This is a genomic window from Hahella sp. HN01 (genome assembly GCF_018986435.1).
GTDB lineage: Bacteria > Pseudomonadota > Gammaproteobacteria > Pseudomonadales > Oleiphilaceae > Hahella.
Window position 1 is genome coordinate 199,620 of record NZ_JAHMIN010000007.1, and the last position, 22,407, is coordinate 222,026.

Genomic DNA, 22,407 nt, shown 5'->3' on the forward strand with positions numbered 1-22,407 from the left:
CCCGGGGGTGACTTAGTCGTCGTCTTCGCTCTCGTCGTGACCCGCCATGCCTAATTCTTTGATTTTTCTGGTTAGCGTATTGCGTCCCCAGCCAAGTAGCAGCGCTGCATCGCGTTTTCTTCCCGCCGTCTGCTTCAAGGCGCTTTCTATCATGATGCGCTCAAAAGTGGGCACCGCTGTATCCAGTAGTCCGCTTTTGCCTTTCTTCAGTTCCTGTTCGGCCCAGGTACGCAGTGACTCCTGCCAATCCTGAGTTGGGCTGCGGTGGTTGGATTGCTCCTGCAGTTCCGGGGGAAGGTCGGAAACGTGGATTTCCCGGCCAGAGGCCATCACCGTGAGCCAGCGACAGGTATTTTCCAGCTGTCTTACGTTACCAGGCCACGCGAGCGAACACATGTACTCTTCCGCCTCGGTTTTCAACACCTTAGGCTCGACATTCAGCTCTTCCGCCGCTTTTTTCAGGAAATGCCCGGCGAGTTTGGGGATATCTTCCCGGCGCTCGCTCAGCTTGGGCAGATGCACTCGAATGACATTCAAACGGTGAAAAAGGTCTTCCCGGAAGCGCCCCTCCTGCACCAGTTTTTCCAGGTTTTGATGTGTGGCGGCGATAATACGCACATCCACTTTGATGGGAGTGGCTCCGCCGACCCGGTAGAACTCGCTGTCCGCTAGCACACGTAGCAGGCGCGTCTGGGTATCTGGCGGCATGTCTCCGATCTCATCCAGAAAGAGCGCACCGCCGTTGGCCTGCTCGAAACGTCCCTGACGCTGTCCGCCGGCTCCGGTAAAAGAGCCTTTTTCATGGCCGAATAACTCAGATTCGATCAGGTCTTTCGGTATCGCCGCCATATTGAGAGCGATAAACGGTTTGCCGGCCCTGGGACTGTGCTGATGCAAAGCGCGCGCGACCAGCTCCTTACCAGTGCCGGATTCGCCGTTGATTAATACCGTTATATTGCTGTGAGAAAGCCTGCCAATGGCTCTGAATACCTCCTGCATGGCGGGGGCTTCGCCGATGATCTCCGTGTCCTGACTCAAGGAGCTTCCCTCGGGAGCGCGGCTGGTGGCCATCTGTTCCTGCGCATGAGCCACGGCGCGTTTTACCAAAGAGACGGCGTCATCCACATCAAAAGGCTTGGGGAGGTATTCGAAAGCGCCGCTTTGATAGGAAGACACTGCGCTATCCAGGTCCGAATGCGCGGTCATGATAATGACTGGCAGGTGCGGGTAGCTGGTGTGAATCTGTCCCAGCAGACTTAGTCCGTCAATGCCGGGCATGCGAATGTCGCTGATAATCGCATCCGGTTGCTCCCGTTCCAGACGATGCAGAACGCCGTCTCCGGATTCAAATGACCGGGTATTCAGATGCGCCTGCTCCAGGGCTTTTTCTAAGACCCATCGAATTGAACGATCATCATCAATGATCCATACGTTGGGTGATGCGCTCATGATAGTGGCTCCAGTGGAATAAATATGATGAAGTTCGTACTGCCGGGCTGGCTTTCACATTCAACCAGCCCTTTATGTTGTCCGATGATGCTTTGTGTTATGGATAGCCCCAGACCTGTCCCCTGAGCGCGACCACTCACCATTGGGTAGAAAATGTTATTCAGGAATTCGGACGGGATGCCGGGGCCATTGTCGATGACGTCTACTCTTACCACCAAGCGATGTCGCGTATGACCGATCGTGAACTGCCTGAGCGGGCGTGTGCGTAGTAATATTTGTGGGCGGTCAGACCCGGGGGGCGTGTAGTCCTCAAAGGCTTGCATGGCGTTGCGGCAAATATTAAGGAAGGCTTGAATGAGCTGTTCTTTGTCACCGGCGAATTCGGGGATGCTGGGGTCGTAATCACGAATAAGCTTTATCTTGCCGGCGCTTTCTACTTCGATGAGGCTGTAAACCCGCTCCAGCACTTCATGGATATTGGTCGGCTCTTGTTTAAAGCTGCGATTGGGGCCAAGCATGCGGTCAACCAGATTACGCAGCCTATCCGCCTCATCAATGATGATGCGGGTATAGTCATGCAGACCTTCTTCCTTTAGTTCTTTGTCCAAAAGCTGCGCTGCGCCGCGGATGCCGCCCAAGGGGTTTTTGATTTCATGAGCGAGCCCGCGAATCAAAATGCGGGAGGTTTCCTGCTTGGAGAGTAGCTCCTCCTCTCGACTGATGCGCAAAAGGCGATCACGGGGTTGAATCTCCATGATGACGTAGACGTCGTTGACGATATTCACGGGAGAAACGGTGTAATCAACCAGAAGACGGCTCCCGGAAGGCAACAGAAACTCTGCCTCTCTTTGGGTGTAGGTCTGGCCTGTGCGCAGGCACTCTTCCAGGCCGGTCAGCGAGGAGCTGCCTTCTATCAATAAATCCTTGATGGTGGCCCCATGGGCTCTTTGCTCGCTGGTTTCCAGCAACACTTCGGCGGATGAATTACTGAATGCAATCCGCTGCTGGGGGTCAATGACCAGCACGGAAGTGGTCAGATTTTCGAGTAAGCGAGTCTGAAAAACGATGGGTAGCATAATGTTGACCTATTTTTGCATTGAGAATGCAATATCCAAACCAGAACTGCGGTAAAGCGGTGCGAATTACCGGGTTCTCTGCACAGGCGTGGGGCGGATAGCCCAAATGTGAGCTATGCCCTTAGGAAGCGCTCCAGAAGCGGGCTTTGGCGGAACCTAAGTCTGCGGCGATGTGCGTGATCATGGCGCGTCATGCACAAAGTGGATGCGCCAGGCATTAATTGTGCGCCATTTTGGTGCGATGTGTCGGGCTAGTTTTTTACGCTGGGACGATGAATGGTGAACTGTACTGGGGTTGCGCTCTGAACGACCCCTGAATTATCAACGACGTCAAGAGAAACGGAATGGGTTCCCCGATTGACGCCTTTCAGCTCAAGGAAATTATCCTTGGTTGTTCCAACAGGCGCTCCGTCCAGGGAAACGCGGTAGCTGTGGTTGGGATACAGGGTGGGATCTGATGTGAATAAGACCGTCAGGTCGCCATTGCCGGAATGAAAAGCGCTGTCATTGCTGGGAAAGGTGATGTTCAGCGTTGCGTAATAGCTTGACGGTGCAGGTTCTGGCTCATCGCCGCTACTAGGCGGGATCTTCGACATTTTAGGCATAGTTATCGTTGCGGTTGGGCCGACCTCGACCTTCTCCGCACCTTCTCTCTCCTGGTCTGAATATTCCACATTGCCTTGTGCGTCAACCCAGCGGTAGATTTCAGCACAGACCAAACCTGAGTAAGAAGAAAAAAGCGCAGAAGAAAGAAGGATATAAGCGAACCGAGATTTCATAACTTCAACCCAATTGACCAGTTACTTGAACTGTAGCAGAAGCGGAACCAAAAAAAACCCCGCAGAGCGCGGGGTTTTCGAGTCTGTCGTAGTTAACTACGCAGCGGATTATACAGAGTAGTACATCTCGAATTCGACCGGGTGAGTGGTCATGTCCAGACGCTCTACTTCTTTACGCTTCAACTCAATGTAAGCTTCGATCATGTCTTTAGTGAAGACGTCGCCTTTAGTCAGGAACTCGAAGTCTTTTTCTGCGTAATCCAGCGCCTGTGATAGAGAGCTACAAACAGTTGGGATGTTCATTGCTTCTTCTTTTGGCAGATCGTACAGATCCTTGTCCATAGCGTCGCCAGGGTGGATCTTGTTCTGGATGCCGTCCAGGCCCGCCATCAACATGGCCGCGAACGCCAGGTAAGGGTTAGCGGATGGGTCTGGGAAGCGAACTTCGATCCGGCGCGCTTTCGGGTTAGTCACGAAAGGAATACGGATGGACGCAGAACGGTTACGTGCGGAGTAAGCCAGCATAACCGGCGCTTCAAAACCAGGAACCAGACGCTTGTATGCGTTGGTTGAAGGGTTAGTGAAAGCGTTCAGTACGCGAGCGTGCTTGATGATGCCGCCGATATAGTACAAAGCCACGTCGCTCAGGCCTGCATAGCCGTCGCCAGAGAAGATGTTCTTGCCGTCTTTGGACAGGGACTGGTGACAGTGCATGCCAGAACCGTTATCGCCAACCAAAGGCTTGGGCATAAAGGTTGCGGTCTTGCCGTAAGCATGCGCTACGTTGTGTACGCAGTACTTCAGAATTTGCACTTCGTCCGCTTTGCGGGTCAGAGTATTGGCGCCGACGCCGATTTCACACTGACCTGCAGTGCCCACTTCGTGGTGATGCACTTCGATAGTCAAGCCCATGGATTCCATCGCTGCGCACATCGCGCCGCGCAGGTCATGCAGAGAGTCGACAGGGGGTACAGGGAAGTAGCCGCCTTTTACGCCAGGACGGTGACCAACGTTGTTTTTCTCGAAGTCGTCGCCTGATACCCAGGCGGCTTCTTCAGAGTAGATTTCATACATGGCGCCGTTGATGTCGGACTTCCATTTTACGCTGTCGAAAATGAAGAACTCGGGCTCTGGTCCGAAAAGTACAGTATCCGCAATGCCTGTGGACTTCAGGTACTCTTCCGCGCGCTGGGCGATAGAGCGTGGGTCGCGATTGTAACCCTGCATGGTGGTAGGTTCGATGATGTTACAGGTCAGGTTCAGAGTGGTTTCTTCTGTGAACGGGTCGATAACCGCTGTTTCATCGTCCGCCAGCAGGATCATGTCTGATTCGTTGATGCCTTTCCAGCCAGCGATGGAGGAGCCGTCAAACATTTTGCCTTCTTGAAAGAATTCCGGAGAGATTTCGCTAGCAGGGATCGTCACGTGCTGCTCTTTACCCTTGGTGTCGGTAAAGCGCATGTCAACCCATTTTACTTCGTGCTCTTTAATAAGATTCAGAGTTTTCTCTGACATTCCAGTTACTCCGTAAGATTTTATTTATGTTGAGGTGAAACCGAAACACTGCAGTAGTGTATCCTCGCCACCATGAAACAGACCCGTGGAGGGGAGAGCGTTCCGGGAAGTCTAACGAGCGCAAAAATACTATCACGCCTCATGGTCAGTTGCTTCTGGTTTTCCTGATTAGCAATTTATTTGCCAAGAGATTTTTGACTTATAACAAATTGTTTTTAAAAGGGTTTGTGAAACACCGTTCGGAATAGCCCGATCAAGTCATTCATGGTGTTGCACCGAATTGGTGCGTAAAAGTAAGCTGCCGGGCGCTTTTGGTGCGTCGTGCACCATTTTGGTATCAGGCTAAGGATAGATAAATTTTCGGGAGGGTGTATAAAGATGTATAAAAAAGATTCAGGCGTCAGCTATAATGTCGCGCCCTCAGCCCATGACTGTTTATTTTGCAGGTGTTTTTTGTGATCGAGAAATTAAGAAATATTGCTATCATTGCCCACGTTGACCACGGTAAAACCACATTGGTCGACAAACTCCTTCAGCAGTCGGGCACCTTAGGCCGCAAGGACATGGACGCTGAACGCGTTATGGACTCCAATGATCAGGAACGTGAACGCGGCATTACTATATTGGCGAAAAATACCGCCATCAAGTGGAATGATTACCGAATTAATATCGTAGACACACCTGGACACGCTGACTTCGGCGGCGAAGTTGAACGTGTTCTGTCTATGGTGGACTCTGTTCTCCTGCTCGTTGATGCAGTTGACGGCCCGATGCCGCAAACTCGTTTCGTTACTCAAAAAGCCTTTGCTCGTGGGCTGAAGCCTATTGTTGTTGTCAATAAAGTGGATCGCCCTGGCGCTCGCCCTGATTGGGTCGTCGGTGAAGTGATGGATCTTTTTGACCGCCTGGGCGCGACAGAAGAACAGCTGGATTTCCCTGTTATTTACGCTTCTGCGTTGAATGGCATCGCAGGGCTTGAGCCAGATGCGTTGCAACAAGACATGACGCCTCTGTTTGAAATGGTAGTTGATAAGGTGCCCGCGCCGTCTGTCGATGTTAATGGCCCCTTCCAAATGCAGATCAGCGCCCTCGATTACAATAGCTACGTTGGCGTAATCGGAATCGGACGCGTTTCGCGCGGTAAAGTAAAAACCAATACGCCCGTTGTCGTGGTTGATCGCGATGGCGGCAAACGTAATGGTCGCGTATTGACAGTAATGGGCTATCACGGCCTGCAGCGTGTGGATGTGCCTGAAGCGGAAGCTGGGGACATTATCTGTATTACAGGTCTGGATGAGCTGAATATCTCCGATACGTTATGTAGCCCTGAGCGCCCAGAAGCGCTGCCAGCGTTGATCGTGGACGAGCCGACAGTCAGCATGACATTTCAGGTTAACGACTCACCATTCGCTGGTAAAGAAGGCAAGTACGTCACCAGTAGAAATATCAAAGAGCGTCTGGAGAAAGAATTGCTGTACAACGTAGCGTTGCGTGTAGAGCAAGGCGATACTCCTGACAAATTCATCGTATCTGGCCGCGGTGAGTTGCACTTGTCCGTATTGATCGAAACCATGCGTCGCGAAGGCTTTGAATTAGGCGTTTCCCGTCCAGAAGTTATCGTGAGAGAAATTGACGGACAGAAAGTTGAGCCTTACGAGCAGGTTATCATCGACGTGGAAGATGAACACCAGGGATCAATCATGGAGGTAATGGGCCTGCGCCGTGGTGAGCTGGTTAACATGATTCCAGATGGGAAAGGACGCACGCGTCTAGAGTTTGTTGTGCCTTCTCGTGGCCTGATCGGCTTCCGTTCTCAGTTCCTGACCATGACCTCAGGCACTGGCATCCTGACTCACATCTTCGATCATTATGGTCCTGTGAAAGAAGGTGTGAACGTAGAGCGTAACAATGGCGTTCTTATCTCCAACGTAGCGGGTAAAGTATTGGCGTACGCGCTGTTTAACCTGCAGGATCGTGGTCGTCTGTTCGTAGACCCCAACATTGAAGTCTACGAAGGCATGATTATCGGTTTACATAGCCGAGATAACGATTTGGTTGTTAATCCAACCAAAGCCAAGCAGCTGACCAATATTCGTGCAGCAGGTACGGACGAAAATATTCTTCTGACTCCGCCGATTCGTTTCTCATTGGAGCAGGCGTTAGAGTTTGTCGAAGACGATGAGCTGGTTGAAGTGACGCCTAGCAACATCAGGATTCGCAAGAAGTTGCTGAAAGAGCATGAGCGTAAGCGCGCTGACCGTGCTAAGGACTAAAATCCAAAAGTAGTTGGATAAAGTGATCTAGAAAGTTTTCGGCTTTTCCGCAGAGTGCTATAGTTCTTTCGAGTTAAAGGACAATGCTGGAAAAGCCGAATGCTCACCTTATACCCAGAACTAAAGCCTCATAAAGAACACTTCCTTCCTGTAGATAATCTTCACACAATTTATATTGAGGAGTCCGGCAATAAAGACGGGCTGCCAGTATTGTTTGTACATGACGGGCCAGGATACGGCTCAGACCCATTCTGCCGGCGCCTGCTGGACTCTGAACGCTTTCGCATCATCATGATCGACCAGAGAGGTTGCGGCAAGTCCACGCCATTGGCTGAGACCGCTTATAATCGCCCAGATATTCTCATCCAGGATATTGAGCGGGTGAGGCAGCACCTGAGCATTGATAAATGGATGTTGATTGGCATGGGATGGGGCGGCTTTCTGTCGCAACAATATGCCTGCACCCACCCTGAGGTTGTATTGGGGGTGGTGATTTCGGGGTTCTTTGTTGCTGATCAGGCGGGCATATCGTGGATGTTGGCGGAAGGCGCACCCAAAATGTTTCCTGATATTTGGCATGAGGTAATGAAGGATTGCCCGAGGGAGAACGTTGCGGGAGTGCTTAGTTATTTTTCTAAGTATCTGAATGGATCGAATGAGTTGCTTCAGATACAGGCCGCAAAACAGTGGGCCGCATGGGTGGCGAAGATCTCTACCCTTCATCCCTGCCAGGATTTAGTGGATAGACTGACTCATCCTCATCAGGCTATTGCCTTGGCGAAATTAGGCTGCAAGTTCTACCAGGAACTAACAGATAGGCCGGCAAGCTCAGACTCTCAAATCAAAGACATCCCGGGTATCATTGTTCATGGTCGCTATGACGCCATCTCTCCATTGGCTAGAGCGTTTGATTTGCACCAAAACTGGGCGGGAAGCGACTTGTACATCATCCGGGACGCTGGCCATTCAGTGAGAGATCCCGCAATGGTTGATGCGCTGATCAAATCTATCGGCTCTATGGCGGATAGGATTGGTGGCGTATCAAAACTTAATGGCTAGTCCTATTGACAGTTAAGTAATAGGCAGTTTTAATGCCGCAAATGTTTAAAAAGGCTGTAACAGTTCCTTAAGAATTAAGCGCGAGCGTAATAAATGATCGGATTGATTCAACGCGTTGCGCATGCCTCAGTGAAAGCTGGTGGAGAGATAACTGGCTCAATCGGCGAAGGTATTCTCGTTTTGTTGGCGGTTGAACCAAATGACACCGAGCGTTCAGCGGAAAGACTGTTAGATAGAATCGTAGGCTACCGCATTTTTGCTGATGCGAATGGCAAAATGAATCTAAGCCTTAAAGATGTAGGCGGGGAATTATTGGTTGTATCGCAGTTCACGTTGGCGGCGGATACAAAAAAAGGAATGAGGCCAAGTTTTTCTTCCGCAGCTTCGCCTGAATTAGGCGAGAGGCTTTATGACTATTTTGTTGATAAGGCGTCAAAAGTAGTAAGCAATGTTCAGACGGGGCGGTTTGGCGCAGACATGGAGGTGACGCTTGCTAATGTCGGACCAACAACCTTTTCGTTGCGTGTTGAGTAAAAGGATATTGAAATTTACGGAGCTTATGCTCGAAGCTTGTACTACATAACCCAGAGATTGGGGTGTTGTTGAGTTTCGGAAATCCACTATGGGAAGCATGGCCCAATAATATATTTCCTTTGTTATAGTACTGGTGCGCTTTTATGTACGTTTGTTTAAGCAGAGAAAGCTGCATCAATATCAGGCGATTAAAGAGAGTGTAATTCTGCCCGTTTAACTGCTTGATTATAAAAAGTTTTGATTTTTTTAGGGGAAACTCCCTTGGCCTTTACAAGGCTTAAAACTAGAGTTTTTGTTACAAAAAAAAATGCCATGTAGGCACTTTTTGGTTGCAAAAACGACAATGTTGTATTACATATGGTTATTAATTTTCTTGTTTAGGAAAGTTATATAACCCGTTGTTTGTAAGGATTTTTTGCCTCTCTGCAAAATAAAGCTGTCAAGGCTTTGATGGTAAGTTGTTGATAGAGTGGGAATTTAAGCCTTTTTGGCTGACCTTCAGTGAAGAAATGTAGACCTCTGTGAAGAGGCCTGGTTTGCGAAAATCTATCAACATTTAAGAACTGATGGGGTTCGGCGAAAAAGGAGGCTTTGATATAGACAAAACATCGGATTGAAAAATGTCATTAAGTTGACATAATCACGAACTATAAATTGGCGAAATTTTTTTGCCTAAATAAAGAAAAATGTGGCTTTTAACCATCAATCTTCGAAAGAAGTTGATTTAACACACAAAAGGAAGACGAAATGAAAAAGACTTTGATCGCTTCAGCTGTTGCCGCTGCAACGATTTCTTCTACAGCTTTCGCTGCTGATTCCATGGCGAACATGCCTACCTTTTACGGTAACATTCAGCTGGCGTATGTCCATACTTCTGAAGAAACTGGTAGTACTGAAACTACTACTAACGAGTTTATCGATAACGGCTCTACTCTGGGTGTTAAGCATGAGCATGAAATTGCTCCTGGTTTGACTGGCTTTTTGAAAGCTGAGTGGGATTTTGATGCCGACGATAAGAGTGGCGGTGGGAAAAATGGTTTCGATCTAGATGAAGCCTACATCGGCGTAAAAGGCGACTTCGGTTCTGCTCAATTAGGTTCTGATGATACTGTATATGAGTGGTGGGATGTCATTGATATTTCAGAAGCAGTAGGTATTTCCGGTGAAATGGCCACTTACAATCATACTACTGGTGCTTTTGGTGGTGTGGCTGAAGGTGATAATTTCCAATACGTATCACCAGTAATCGCTGGCGGTTTGACTGTTGGTGTTACAATTCCTGTTGTAAATAGCGATAAGTCTCACGCTGCAGCACTTGGTGCCAAGTTTAAAACTGACATGTTTGAAGCTATTTTCGGCTATGCAATGGGCCGTGAAGAAGATGGCGTTGATACTGGTGACAGCATTGGTTTAGGTGGTCGTGTGTTCTTGGGTGACCTGACCTTGGGTCTGCAGTACGAAACTCGCTCAGCAGATTCTGTGGGTGGCGCGGATGTGAAAGCCAGTGAAGCTGATGGCTACGGTTTGATTGCAATTTATGCAATGGGCGCTTCCCAATTTGCTGCAGGCTATCAAGCGTATGAGAACGATGCTGATGCTGAAGCAGACAAATTCTATCTGCAGGCACTGCATAACATCTCTGACAACATGTATGCATACGTTGAGTATACTAACGGTTCTGTAGAGACTAAAGGCTCTCCAGATACTGATACAGAAGAGTTCGCAATCGGCGCAACTTACACTTTCTAATTCTAGCTTTTAGCTGATTAGAAAATTTAAAAACCGGCTTCGGCCGGTTTTTTTGTGTCTTATTTTTATGCAGATATTAAAAATATTTTGTTTTTACTGAGCTTCAGGTTATGAAAGAAATTGAGTTAAAACTTATGTTCCCCTCAAGCAAGCATCATGCTGTGCTATCTACCCTGAAGAATAGATTTGGCTCGCCAGAATATAAGGCTGTTTTGCGTAATATTTACTTTGATACGCCAGATTTGCGGCTTAAAGCATTGAGAGCTGGGCTTCGAATACGTAATGCGGGTTCTGGGTGGGAGCAAACGCTGAAGGCAAAAGGAGGAAGTGTTGCGGGCCTTCATTCAAGAAATGAGTGGAACTGGTCTATAAATTCAGAAAGATTAGACTTAGAAAAGTTACAAGATATTGATGCCTTAAGCGGGGTCAATCTTGCTTCGCTAATCCCAATATTTACAACAACATTTGAACGCTTGACATGGAATATCGCTCGCGAAGGGGCTGAAGTGGAGTTGGTGCTTGATGTTGGTAAAGTGACGTCAGGTGTTGAGTGTACCCCAATTGCAGAGATTGAGATTGAATATAAAAAGGGAGAGTTTGGGCTTCTGTTTGACGTTGCTGAGGAGATTGTAGAACTGGCTCCATGTTGGGTAAGCGATGAGACAAAGGCTTCCAAGGGGTACAAGCTCCTAAGTCTCCCTATTAATGATCCCGGTGTTCAACTGGAGCATGGCGATGTACTTATGGCAGAGCTAATTAAAAAGCTTGCTAAATTAAAGGGAAGCGCAGGCTCAAAGTTAACCGGCTGGGAAGAATATGTCGGAACAATCACGGCTATACCTGTCGCAGCTTCAAATATACTTGAAAACTGTGATTGTCACAGGTTGGATGAGTTGGTTAATGGTGAAACGTTGGCTGTTATAGACTGGTATAAGCGCTCTAACGATATGGATTTCAATGAGATGTTAGAAAACTCCACTGCTGCAGGTAAAATTGGGGTGCTAGTAACCAAGGCGCTAGCAATTAAATCTATCGGGTAGTTGTCCCCAAATTTGATGTGCTTACATGTTCTATTTTCCTGTCTCTTAAATCGTCTAAATAGTTGTTGGCGCGTGCTATCCTTTCACAATGCGTGATAGTTAAAAGGAGCACAGACTAATGGCCGCGCCAAGCGAGCTTGATTTATATCCGTCAGCAATTCATCCAACGATTCGGAAGTATTGGGGAGAGTTTGCTACTCTGCCTACCGAGATATTCGGCGCGCTTTCTCCTTTCTATCCCGATATTCTTCGTGCTTTTGCAGTTAGTGACTTCCTCGCATTAATCATTCTCAGGGAGCCTGAGCTGGCTCTCAGTTTCTTGCAGTCTTCGCAATACCAAAAAGATTATCAGTTTGTCGATTTCAGAGCGTTATTGGCCCAAGAGTTGTCTGAGGCTCACAAAGAGGATGACTTGCTTCGAATATTGAGGCAGTTTCGTCGACGAATGATGTTTCGAGTTATATGGCGAGATTTGGTGTGCTTAGTGGATTATCAAGTCACGGCCCGTGAAGTTTCATGGCTTGCGGAAACTTGTATCGATGAGGCTTTGAGTTGGATTTATCGTGACTTAAGTCAGCAGTTTGGTGAGCCTCATTCTGAAGCTGGCGATAAGCAGCAGCTGGTCGTTCTTGCTATGGGGAAATTGGGGGCGAGCGAGCTCAATGTGTCATCCGATATTGATCTGATCTTTACTTTTCCAGAGAGAGGGGAGACTCAAGGTGCTCCGCGCTCTTTAGATAATCAGGCGTTTTTCACTCGATTAGGGCAGAGGTTAATACAGGCGTTAGATAAAACGACAGCCGATGGCTTTGTGTTTAGGGTTGATATGAGGTTGAGGCCCTATGGGCAGAGCGGCGCTCTGGCTCTCAGTTTTGCGGCTATGGAGGCCTATTATCAGGAGCAAGGTCGGGATTGGGAGCGCTATGCGATGATCAAAGCTCGGGCCGTTGCCGGTGATATTGAAGCCGGAGAAGAGCTGCTAACCTCCCTTAAGCCGTTCGTTTATCGCAAATATATCGACTTTGGTGCCATACAGGCGCTGAGGGCGATGAAGGAGATGATCGAAAGGGAAGTTCAGCGTAAGGGACAGGATGGCAATATCAAGGTGGGTAGAGGGGGCATCAGAGAGATTGAGTTTATCGTTCAGGTGTTCCAGCTAATGCGCGGCGGCAGAGATGTCAGGCTACAGCAGCGGAATCTTTTGTCGACGCTTGAGTGTCTTGAAGATGAAGGACTTTTACCTGTCGCCGCGGCTGCGGAATTACGGGAAGCCTATATTTTTCTGCGTAATATTGAGCACGCTATTCAGGGGCTTGATGATAAGCAGACCCAAGAGATACCGACTGATGAAGTAGAGAGAGAGCGGGTGGCGGTGGGAATGGGCTTCCCGGGTTGGGGGGAATGCCGGGGTCAGCTGGACAAGCTCAGAGACTGCGTAACAGAGCATTTCGCCGACATTATTGCTGAGCGCAGGGAAGCTCCTTTAGAGCGTCCAGATACGGTCGAGTGGCGGGCTCTTTGGGCTGGCCGATTAACTCTGGATGAGGCGCAAGACCTATTGTCTCGGTCTGGATGTGAACAGGCGATAGAAATCTATGAGTCAGTAAAACAGCTCCTCCAGAGCTCCAGAGTGCAGCACATGCAATTGCAGGGAAGGGAGCGTTTAGATGAGTTTATGCCTAATCTGCTTCAGTCTTTGGCGGAAAGCAGGGCTTCGCACGAAACGTGCAGACGACTCCTGGCTTTAGTTGAAGCAGTTTTGCGGAGAAGCGCTTATTTGGCGCTATTGAATGAGAATCCAGGTGCGCTGAGCGAACTTATTCGATTGTTTGCAGAAAGCGCCTGGATCTCGACACAAATTGTAACTACTCCCTTGCTGCTGGATGAGTTATTACATACCGGCAGTCTTTACACTCCGCCTGATACCTCTTCGCTGCGTGATGAACTCCGTCAGCAAATGCTGCGCATTCCCAATGATGGTCTGGAAGAGCAAATGGAGGCGTTGAGGTACTTCAAAAAGGCTCACGTGTTACGGGTGGCTGCCTCCGATCTGCGTGAGACTCTTCCCCTTATGAAGGTGAGTGATTACCTGACTTTCATCGCTGAAACCATTGTTGAGCAGGTGGTGGATGAGGCCTGGGAAACTATGGTGAAGAAATACGGCGAGCCAGGCTACGAAGACGCTGCGTCAAATGATATGCGATTTGCAGTCATCGGTTATGGAAAGCTTGGTGGAATTGAAATGAGTTACGGTTCGGACTTGGACCTAGTGTTCCTGCACGGCGCTTCAGGAGATTTAGATACGAATGGTGAAACCAGTATCGCCAATCAAGTCTTTTTTACCCGCCTTGGGCAGAGAATTATCCATCTACTAACGACGAAAACCGCTTCTGGAGATATATATGAAGTGGATATGCGTCTGAGACCTTCTGGAAACTCGGGATTGCTGGTCAGCTCTGTCAGCGCATTTCAGCAATACCAGGAGAAAAGTGCGTGGACATGGGAGCACCAGGCTTTAGTCCGATCGAGAGCGGTAGCTGGGTGTCCCAGTATTCGCGCAGAATTTGAAAAAGTAAGGAAAGAAATTCTTACGCAATCTCGTGACCCAGTAAAATTACGCGCAGAAGTGATAGAGATGAGAGAGAAAATGAGCGCCTCTCTCGGAACCAAATCGGATTCATCAGGAAGCCTGCCTTATTTCGATCTCAAGCATGATAGGGGCGGTATCGTTGATATTGAATTTATGGTTCAATATGCAGCTTTGCGCTGGGCGAATGAGTTCCCTCAGATTGTTGCCTGGAGCGATAACATCAGGATACTGGAAGCCTTGGGTGAGGCCGGTATTTTCACTCCTGAAGACGCGGAAAAGCTTTGCGATATATATCGTCTGCTCCGCGCCCGCGGGCACCGGCTAGCGCTGCAGAATCTTCCCGCGCGGATACAAGCTGACGAACTGCTGGAAGAGTGTCGTTGGGTTGTGGCGTTTTGGGAAAAAGTATTTGCGGAGTGACTTGGTTCCTCTTCTATTAATCATTACTCTTCCGACGTTAAAGTCGGGTTACAGTTTAAGAATGTGTGGCTTTGGGCCCCGAAGGAGTTGACTGCTATGTCCATGGCTGATCGTGACGGTTTGATCTGGTTCGACGGCAAAATGACGCCTTGGCGTGACGCCAATGTGCATGTGTTAACACATACGCTGCATTACGGCATGGGCGTGTTTGAAGGCGTTCGCGCATACCAGACTCCTGAAGGCGCGGCGATTTTTCGTTTGCAGGAGCATACCGACAGGTTGTTTGACTCCGCTCATATCATGAACATGAAGCTGCCTTTCACTAAGGATGAGCTTAATGAGGCGCAGCGTCAGGCAGTGCGCGACAACAATCTGAACTCCGCTTATATGCGGCCCATGGCGTTCTACGGTTCTGAAGGCATGGGACTGCGCGCCAATAATCTGAGCGTGCATGTGATCGTCGCTGCCTGGGAATGGGGCGCGTATTTGGGAGAAGAGTCGCTGCAAAAAGGCATAAAGGTACGGACCAGCTCTTATACCCGTCACCATGTAAACATTTCTATGACCCGCGCTAAAGCGAACGGCCACTACATCAACTCTATGCTTGCCTTGAACGAAGCGCTGGCGTGCGGATGTGACGAGGCGCTACTGCTTGACCCAGAAGGTTATGTGGCGGAAGGTTCCGGTGAAAATATCTTTGTCATCCGTGATGGCGTTATTTACACGCCAGAGTTGACCTCTTGCCTCAACGGCATCACTCGTAACACGATTTTTCATCTGGCGGAGCATTTGGGCTATAAGCTGGTGGAGAAGCGTATCACTCGCGACGAAGTCTATATTGCCGATGAAGCGTTTTTCACTGGCACTGCGGCGGAGGTTACGCCGATTAGAGAGCTGGATGGGCGTCCAATTGGCGCTGGTCAGCGTGGACCGATTACTGAAAGACTGCAGTCTTTGTACTTCGACGTAGTCAAAGGACGTAACGAAGAGTTCAAACACTGGCTGACGCCCGTCGCCTAAGTTTTAGTTCATTTCCATGTAAGAGGCGCCAGCCCTTGAATATTCTTATTATCGGGCCCTCTTGGGTTGGCGATATGGTGATGGCGCAAAGCCTGTTTAAAGTGCTTGTGCGCCTCTACCCAAATGCCCAGATAGATGTCCTTGCTCCAGGTTGGAGTCGCCCAATTCTTGAGGCTATGCCAGAAGTGAGGGAGGCCATCGATATGCCGGTGGGCCACGGCAAGTTGATGCTTAAGGCGCGACGTGAACTGGCTGCGTTATTAAAGGCGAAAGATTACGCGTGGTCCATCGTTCTTCCTAACTCATTGAAATCCGCATTAATTCCCTGGTTTGCAAGCATACCAAGGCGCACTGGTTGGCGGGGAGAAATGCGTTATGGTCTGCTAAATGACATTCGCAAACTTGATAAAGAGCAGCTTCCGCTTATGGTCGAGCGCTTTGTGGCGCTTGCCTATGATAACGGGGAAGCTGACTTAAGCCGTATACCCAACCCAGAATTGAAGCCCAATGCGCAGCTTACCGCGGATGTATGCGCTAAATACGCAGTAGATGCGGATGGAGCGCCTGTTTTGGGGCTATGTCCCGGCGCTGAGTTCGGCGCCGCCAAGCAGTGGCCTGCTGAGCATTATGCCGCCGTTGCGCGTCACTACCTGCAAAAAGGGTGGCGCGTCTGGCTGTTTGGCTCCACCAATGACAAGCCCGTTTGCGAAGAAATAGCGACGGCCTCTGGCTCTGTTGGCGTTATGAACTTTGCTGGCTTGACGACTCTGCAGGAAGCCGTAGCGCTATTGTCTCTAACCTCTCGCGTCGTTAGTAACGATTCAGGTCTGATGCATGTCGCCGCGGCGTTAGGGAGTCCATTGGTCGCTGTTTACGGTTCCACCTCTCCAGACTTTACGCCACCGCTTACTGAGCACAAGCAAATCGTGCGCTTGGGGCTGGACTGCAGTCCCTGTTTTGAGCGCATTTGCCCTTTGGGACATTACAACTGCCTGAAACAGTTGCCTGCGCAACAGGTCATTTCTGCGCTGGATAAGCTGCCTTGTGGTTCCGACAGCCAGGGAGTTGCGCCCATTGCCTAAAGTTCTATTGGTGAAAATGTCTTCCTTGGGAGACGTCGTGCATACGCTGCCTGCCGTTACAGAGGCTGCGATGAACGTGCCCGGCTTACAATTGGACTGGGTGGTTGAGGAAGCGTTCGCTGAAATCCCTACATGGCATCCCGCTGTGAACAAGGTCATCCCTGTCGCGTTGAGGCGTTGGCGTAAAAATCCCTATGAAGCATTGAGATCTGGCGAGTGGGCGAGCTTTGGCGAAAAGCTTAAATCAGAGTACGACCTTGTTATTGATGCTCAAGGTTTGTTGAAAAGCGCCTTTATCGCTAAAAAGGTTGGCGCAGAAATTGTTGGATACGATCGCACATCTGTAAGAGAGCCTCTTGCCAGCGTTTTCTATCATCGGCGCTATTCTGTCGCCAGACAAATGCATGCGGTGGAAAGAACTCGTGAGTTATTCGCACAGGGGCTGGGATACGCAAAAGATGGGGCGCCGGATTATGGGCTCAAGATAGAAGCTGCCGAATCTGAAGGAGTGGCGCCAACGGTTATGTTTCTTCATGGCACGACATGGCGTACTAAGCACTGGCCTGAATCTTTCTGGGGTGACCTTGCTCTGCGGTGCCGGCAAGCTGGTTTTGATGTGTGTGCCGCTTGGGGGAACGAAGAAGAAAGACTGCGGGCGGAACGCCTGGAAGTTTCCGCTGGCGTGCGGGTATTGCCGCGAATGCCGTTAAAGGGGGTCGCGGAGCACATCGCTAGGGCCCAAGCTATTGTTACCGTGGATACCGGGCTGGGCCATTTGGCGGCGGCGCTGGCTAAACCGACAATTGCCTTATATGGGCCAACTAACCCCTCCCTCACTGGAATATACGGTGCGCAACAAACTTCACTTAGTTCAAGTTACCATTGCGCGCCTTGTATGCGAAAGCACTGTCGGTATGAAGTCTTGGGTGAAAAATTTGACTATCCTCCATGTTGGAATGAACTTTCTCCTGAACTGATTTGGGAACGTTTGCGTCAAATAATGCCCTCGTCAGGTGGCGGTATAGTAAGATGATGCTAGTAATATATGGTTTCTGAAAGAAATTCTCTTCTGAACATTTTGAAAAAAATCGACCCATTTATTTGGATCTTTCTCCTCGGCTTCATGCTGAGATTAAATGCTTTTTTTCGTGCGGATATATTTAACTCAGATGGAGTTTTATATATCGAGGAAGCTCAAAATGTTTTTTATAATGGGCTCGAATATCTAGGGGTTTGTTTTCACGCCACTAATATTTTTCCCCTCTTGATTGCTGCGATGTATAAGGTCGTAGGCGACTGGGAGTTAGCAGGACGCTTGATTTCTCTCTTTTTTGGCACACTGGCAATGCTACCCCTTTATGGTGTGTTAAAGCATGCATTACCTAAGAATGTTGCCTTGCTAACACTGCTTCTTTTTGCTTGTAATCCTGCTTTTGTTGTTCTTAGTGTGGATATTCTGCGTGGACCAGGGTACTGGTTCTTTTTATCCTTGGCCATCTACTTCATCTTGAGAGCAGAAAAGTCAGCTAATTATTGGATATATCCCCTGGCGTGCATGCTTTTTATGGTCGCTGCTTCGTTTCGAATAGAAGCAGCGGCATTTATTGCCGGAACGATGATTTTTCTGGGAGCCAGAAGGGAGGTAAGGGAAGGCGTTGCTCGCTGTGTTATGTTTCTCCTCCCAATAATAGTGGCTATGTTTGCGCTCCTGTTAAGTGAGTGGCTTTTAAATAGGCAGCTTGTTTCTTTTCCCAAACAATATGAGCGTGTCGTTGAGCTTATCTCAGGGTATAAGCAACTTAGGCAAGACCTTAAAGGGCTCTGGACTCACCCGCCTGAGGGCTTTCATTTTCAATATTACTGGCGAGATATGTCGACAATTGTAGGCTGGACTGCGCTAGGGGTAGAGCTTAATTGGCTGGCGAAAGCGATGTTTGAGCCTGTCGCGGTATTTTTCATCGCGGGCTTAGGTCCGGTTTTTCGGAAAGCGAGAGTGAACCTCTCTATTCGTTATTTATTGGTATTAAGCATTGTCGCCTTTGTGGTTCTTTTCCTTCAAACCATAACTGCCTGGTGGCTAGACTCTCGCATGATGGCTCTACTGTTAATACCTGGTTATGTGATTATCGCTATGGGGCTCATGAGAGTTAGCAATGCATTTAAGGAATGGTTTGCTCTGAAAGGCAAGATCGTTTTTTTTATATTATTAGGCTGTGTAGTCCTTGGGGCTGTAGTAAAGCTATTGAAGCACAGAGAGTCTGATAAGTATCTGCTAAAAGAAATAGGCGCCTATATTTTGCATGACTATCATGGTGCAGGTGGCTTTATACGAGTTGGTGGATCATCAGAGTATATGATGTTTATCAGTTATTACGCTAATTCTGAAATAAAAACAGGGCAGTGCTCTCATGTGGAGAGAACATGGGAGGTTAAGGGGGAGGCATCTCATGTGCTCAAGATCATAGATGAGAAAGAGTATGATTATTTTGTTTGGAACTCCCGCTATGATCCAGTTGAATTAAGAGAAAGCCTGCAACGTAAGTATCTCCCTATACAGGATTGGAAGACTAGCCTTGATGGTAATGTCGTTGTTTTTAGGCTGAAATAAAACTTGTCTATATTAACGAACTTAATGGAATGACTAGGGTGAAAGAGCGTAATAAAATTCTAGTTGTCGGGTATAACATGAAGGGGCAGGGAGGGAAAGAGACTGTATGCAGGAAGCTTTTTGACCTGCTTTCTACGGATTGTTCTGGTACAGATGTGGAGTTCTTGTTTATCGATGACTATAAACAAGGTGTTGGCGATGTGTGTGACAATTGGTTAGGTAATGCGCCTTTTGCGCGCATTAATTCTTCTGTTGCCAATACAAAAGTAAGGCGCTTCTCTTTTGCAGTTAAACTGGCTGGAATAATTAGGCGGAAAAAGCCTAGTTTGATTATAGCTATTGATCCGCTAAGCTGTTATATATCCTATTTTGCAAGGGTTATATCTATGAGGGAATTTAATATATTCTCATGGATTCATACATCTCTTGGCGCTCTTTATAAGGCGGTTTACGTTACTAAAGCTGATTTTCATTTGGCTATTAGCTCCGGTATTACGCAGCAGCTATCTAAAATGGGGGTCAGTGAGAGTAATATTTTTCTGGTTCATAATTCAGTCGCTAGGGCAAGGATGCTATTGCCCAGACCGAAGGGTGCGGCTAGCTTTGTTTACATCGGGCGGCTAAGCGATAAAGATAAAAATGTTAGTGAGCTGCTAAAGTCTCTGGCTAATGTTTTGGGTGAGTGGACACTGCACATAATTGGTTCAGGTCCAGATGAGCCAAATTATAGAGACTTGGCGAGAGAGCTGAATATTGATCGCAGAATTGTTTGGCATGGATGGCGTGAAAAACCATGGGACTATGTTTTCTCTGAGATAAAAGAGGTGAGCGCCTTGCTACTGACGTCACGCATTGAAGGTTTTGGGATGTCGCTGGCTGAAGCTATGTCTTACGGTGTGTATTGTGTAAGTTCAGACTGCCAGTCTGGCCCCTCTGACATTATCAGAGAGTCTGTGAACGGAGAGCTTTACCCTCCTGGACGTGAAGATATATTGACGGCGCGTTTGCAGTCAATTGTTGGCGGTGCGTCTTTGCCTGATGGAGAAAAGATAAGAGAATCAATTGAGCACTTATATGATGATGCTTATTTAACTAGAATTAAATGTGCGCTCAAAATTTGATCCTGTAGATAGAGTACTTGTGATGCATAGTAATTCACCTTATAAGCTGTCAATAATTATAACCGCGCATAATCTTGAAAATGAGATTATTAAATGCCTTGAAAGCATCAAGCAGCTCTTGCAAGGTGTTTCTGATGCGTGTGAAGTTATGATGATTGATGACGCCTCCTCAGACCGTACCTCGCACATTATGAAGGAGTTCTCTAATGATAACGCCAGCTTTGAGTATTTGAGAACGGAATATAGAAATATTGGAAAGGTTCGGCGTTATGCGTTAAGTAAGGCCTGTGGCGAATATATAACTTTTGTTGACGGGGATGACTTCGTTCCCCTCTTTTCTCTCAAAGAAATGATTAACTTTTTTGACAAGAAAAAGCCAGATATTTTTCTTTCAAAATTACACGAGGTGTGGAAGGAAAGTGATCAAGTGACTTCCTCTCCTCTGACGACGCCCATGAATCTGAGCAGGAATGAGGCGATTAAGCGCTTCCTGATTCACAAACAATTTAAGGCCCATTTATGGGGGAAGTACTTTAATCGCAGGCTTTTTAAATCGTTCGAGTTTCCTGAAATGGCATGTTACGAAGACTCAATGGCTTTTCCCTATTTATTGGCCAATAGCGAGAACCTTTATTACACGGATGCCGTACTGTACAACTATGTTAGAAGGGAAGGCAGTCTTTCTAACGAGCTTGATTCGGTAAAGTTAGATGCTATGGCTGACGTGATATTGACAATGAGTCGGGTCTTTGGTGACGGCTTCAGAAACCTTACTGCTTGTCATGCTATTGATTTACTACATAAATACAAGAACAGGCTTGCTGAGGAAAAACGGCGTCGGCTTTCTCAAATGGTGGAGGGCCTGTCCACTCTGTCTTTCCTGCTGGACTTCAGCGTTAGAACAAGCTTTAAGCGTAAGTTCATTGCTTACAAGAAGGGTGAGAGCGCATAGTTTACTCTGAGTATCCTCTTCACTTTAGGAAAACTACGCGCAGACTTTCTTATAGATATCTAACATACCGTCCATCATTTTCTCAAAAGTCATTTCTTCCATGGCATGCTGATACGCGTTCTTCCTTAAAGTTGCCGCTAACTTGCTATCTGTTAGTAGTTTAATTGCCGCTTCTGCTAAGGCTTCTGGATTTTGTGGGGGGCAAAGTAAGCCTGTATTGTTGTGGGAAATCATTTCCGGTAGACCTCCAACGGTTGTAGCTATCATGCTGTTTTCCATTAAGAAGGCTTGAGATACTAAGCGGGTTTGCGCTTCCGTTCCAATTGAGCAGATCATGACAATGTCACTCAATGCCTGGTAGTTTTCAATATCAGATTTATAGCCTATAAACTTGATTCGATCTTTAAATTTTGATTTCTCCCAGTGCTCCTTGACCAGGCTTTCGTATGCTTTAGTATCCGCTGTGGCGCTACCTAGTTGTATAAACGTCACACTAGGAAGCTGCTCAGCTATAATCTCGCATGCTTTTACGAAGAATAGTTGCCCTTTGTCCTCTCGAATCATCCCAATGTTTGATACCACTTTGTGGTCCGAAGGTATCCCCAGGCTTGCCTTGAGCGCTGAGCCATCAATATTGGCGTGGTAACGGTTATGGTCTACACCAGCTTTTGCCGTATAAACTTTGCTGGCAGGAGCGAGTTCAAGCTGGATGATCTGTTCGTTTATCTTATTGGCGGTAGTGATAATCTGATGATTACCGTATTTCCAAATCAGCCGATGGAGGAAGTCGTGTTTTATTGGAGTAGTGACATGGCGCGAGCGAACTACTTTCACCTTGGTCAGCCATTTAGCGAACATTGCATAGGATGCGTCTCGATTGCTATGTGCATCGATTAACTCAATTTTGTTTTGATTGATAAAGCGGATTAGCTTTCTTATGACTTTAGGATTTGCGGAGCCGCGAAAGTCTATTTCGGTATTAGGAATGCCTCTTTTTTCCGCCTCCATCAGGATCGCAGATTGAGGGCGCGCGACAATCCAGCCGTTATGTCCATTGGCATTTAACCATTGAGTTTGCTCTATTACTCGTAGCTCCTGTCCGCCCCAATTTAAGCTACTTTCCAAGTGTGCAATGTTCAA

At 47.9% G+C, this 22,407-nt stretch carries 17 protein-coding genes; 12 read left to right on the top strand and 5 right to left on the bottom strand.

Annotated features, from left to right (window positions below; genetic code table 11):
• Positions 1-12 precede the first annotated feature (12 nt).
• From ntrC to glnA, 4 genes are all read right to left on the bottom strand, one after another.
• A complete protein-coding gene (ntrC, locus tag KP814_RS09380) occupies positions 13-1,449 on the bottom strand; it encodes a nitrogen regulation protein NR(I) (protein WP_216736525.1) in 1,437 nt (478 codons plus the stop codon).
• Positions 1,446-2,525 carry a nitrogen regulation protein NR(II) gene (glnL, locus tag KP814_RS09385; protein ID WP_216736526.1) on the bottom strand — a complete coding sequence of 360 codons (1,080 nt, stop codon included), beginning with the start codon at positions 2,523-2,525 and terminating at the stop codon, positions 1,446-1,448. The genes ntrC and glnL overlap by 4 nt, the downstream gene beginning before the upstream one ends.
• 251 nt (positions 2,526-2,776) lie before the next feature.
• Positions 2,777-3,304, bottom strand: a complete 528-nt coding sequence (locus KP814_RS09390; protein WP_216736527.1) for a DUF4124 domain-containing protein — start codon at positions 3,302-3,304, stop codon at positions 2,777-2,779.
• 108 nt (positions 3,305-3,412) lie between these two features.
• On the bottom strand, positions 3,413-4,819 hold the full coding sequence (gene glnA, locus KP814_RS09395; protein WP_216736528.1) for a glutamate--ammonia ligase: 1,407 nt from the start codon (positions 4,817-4,819) through the stop codon (positions 3,413-3,415).
• 455 nt (positions 4,820-5,274) lie between these two features.
• Between glnA and typA the strand changes: the two genes are divergently transcribed.
• The 12 genes from typA (at position 5,275) to KP814_RS09455 (ending at position 21,267) form a co-directional block, all read left to right on the top strand.
• Positions 5,275-7,092 (top strand): translational GTPase TypA, encoded by a 1,818-nt coding sequence (gene typA / locus KP814_RS09400; protein WP_127968598.1) that lies wholly within the window; start codon positions 5,275-5,277, stop codon positions 7,090-7,092.
• A 99-nt stretch (positions 7,093-7,191) separates the two neighbouring features.
• Positions 7,192-8,151, top strand: a complete 960-nt coding sequence (gene pip, locus KP814_RS09405; protein ID WP_216736529.1) for a prolyl aminopeptidase — start codon at positions 7,192-7,194, stop codon at positions 8,149-8,151.
• A 93-nt stretch (positions 8,152-8,244) separates the two neighbouring features.
• Positions 8,245-8,685: a D-aminoacyl-tRNA deacylase gene (gene dtd / locus KP814_RS09410; protein ID WP_216736530.1), complete on the top strand. Its 441-nt coding sequence runs from the start codon at positions 8,245-8,247 to the stop codon at positions 8,683-8,685.
• A 747-nt stretch (positions 8,686-9,432) separates the two neighbouring features.
• Complete coding sequence (locus KP814_RS09415) at positions 9,433-10,434, top strand: porin (RefSeq protein ID WP_216736531.1); 1,002 nt, start codon at positions 9,433-9,435, stop codon at positions 10,432-10,434.
• 110 nt (positions 10,435-10,544) lie between these two features.
• Entirely contained in the window at positions 10,545-11,474 is a 930-nt protein-coding gene (locus KP814_RS09420; protein WP_216736532.1) for a CYTH domain-containing protein, read from the top strand.
• 118 nt (positions 11,475-11,592) lie between these two features.
• Complete coding sequence (glnE, locus tag KP814_RS09425) at positions 11,593-14,484, top strand: bifunctional [glutamate--ammonia ligase]-adenylyl-L-tyrosine phosphorylase/[glutamate--ammonia-ligase] adenylyltransferase (RefSeq protein WP_216736533.1); 2,892 nt, start codon at positions 11,593-11,595, stop codon at positions 14,482-14,484.
• A gap of 96 nt (positions 14,485-14,580) precedes the next feature.
• Positions 14,581-15,504, top strand: a complete 924-nt coding sequence (locus KP814_RS09430; RefSeq protein ID WP_216736534.1) for a branched-chain amino acid transaminase — start codon at positions 14,581-14,583, stop codon at positions 15,502-15,504.
• A gap of 35 nt (positions 15,505-15,539) precedes the next feature.
• A complete protein-coding gene (gene waaF, locus KP814_RS09435; protein ID WP_216736535.1) occupies positions 15,540-16,586 on the top strand; it encodes a lipopolysaccharide heptosyltransferase II in 1,047 nt (348 codons plus the stop codon).
• A 10-nt stretch (positions 16,587-16,596) separates the two neighbouring features.
• Positions 16,597-17,619: a lipopolysaccharide heptosyltransferase I gene (gene waaC, locus KP814_RS09440; protein WP_371824046.1), complete on the top strand. Its 1,023-nt coding sequence runs from the start codon at positions 16,597-16,599 to the stop codon at positions 17,617-17,619.
• Between the two features lie 12 nt (positions 17,620-17,631).
• Complete coding sequence (locus KP814_RS09445; protein ID WP_216736537.1) at positions 17,632-19,194, top strand: glycosyltransferase family 39 protein; 1,563 nt, start codon at positions 17,632-17,634, stop codon at positions 19,192-19,194.
• A gap of 38 nt (positions 19,195-19,232) precedes the next feature.
• Positions 19,233-20,315 carry a glycosyltransferase gene (locus KP814_RS33365; protein WP_216736538.1) on the top strand — a complete coding sequence of 361 codons (1,083 nt, stop codon included), beginning with the start codon at positions 19,233-19,235 and terminating at the stop codon, positions 20,313-20,315.
• Positions 20,316-20,337: 22 nt separating this feature from the next.
• A complete protein-coding gene (locus KP814_RS09455; RefSeq protein ID WP_216736539.1) occupies positions 20,338-21,267 on the top strand; it encodes a glycosyltransferase family 2 protein in 930 nt (309 codons plus the stop codon).
• 33 nt (positions 21,268-21,300) lie between these two features.
• On the opposite strand, the gene KP814_RS09460 is transcribed toward KP814_RS09455, so the two are convergent.
• Positions 21,301-22,407, bottom strand: a complete 1,107-nt coding sequence (locus KP814_RS09460; protein WP_216736540.1) for a glycosyltransferase family 4 protein — start codon at positions 22,405-22,407, stop codon at positions 21,301-21,303.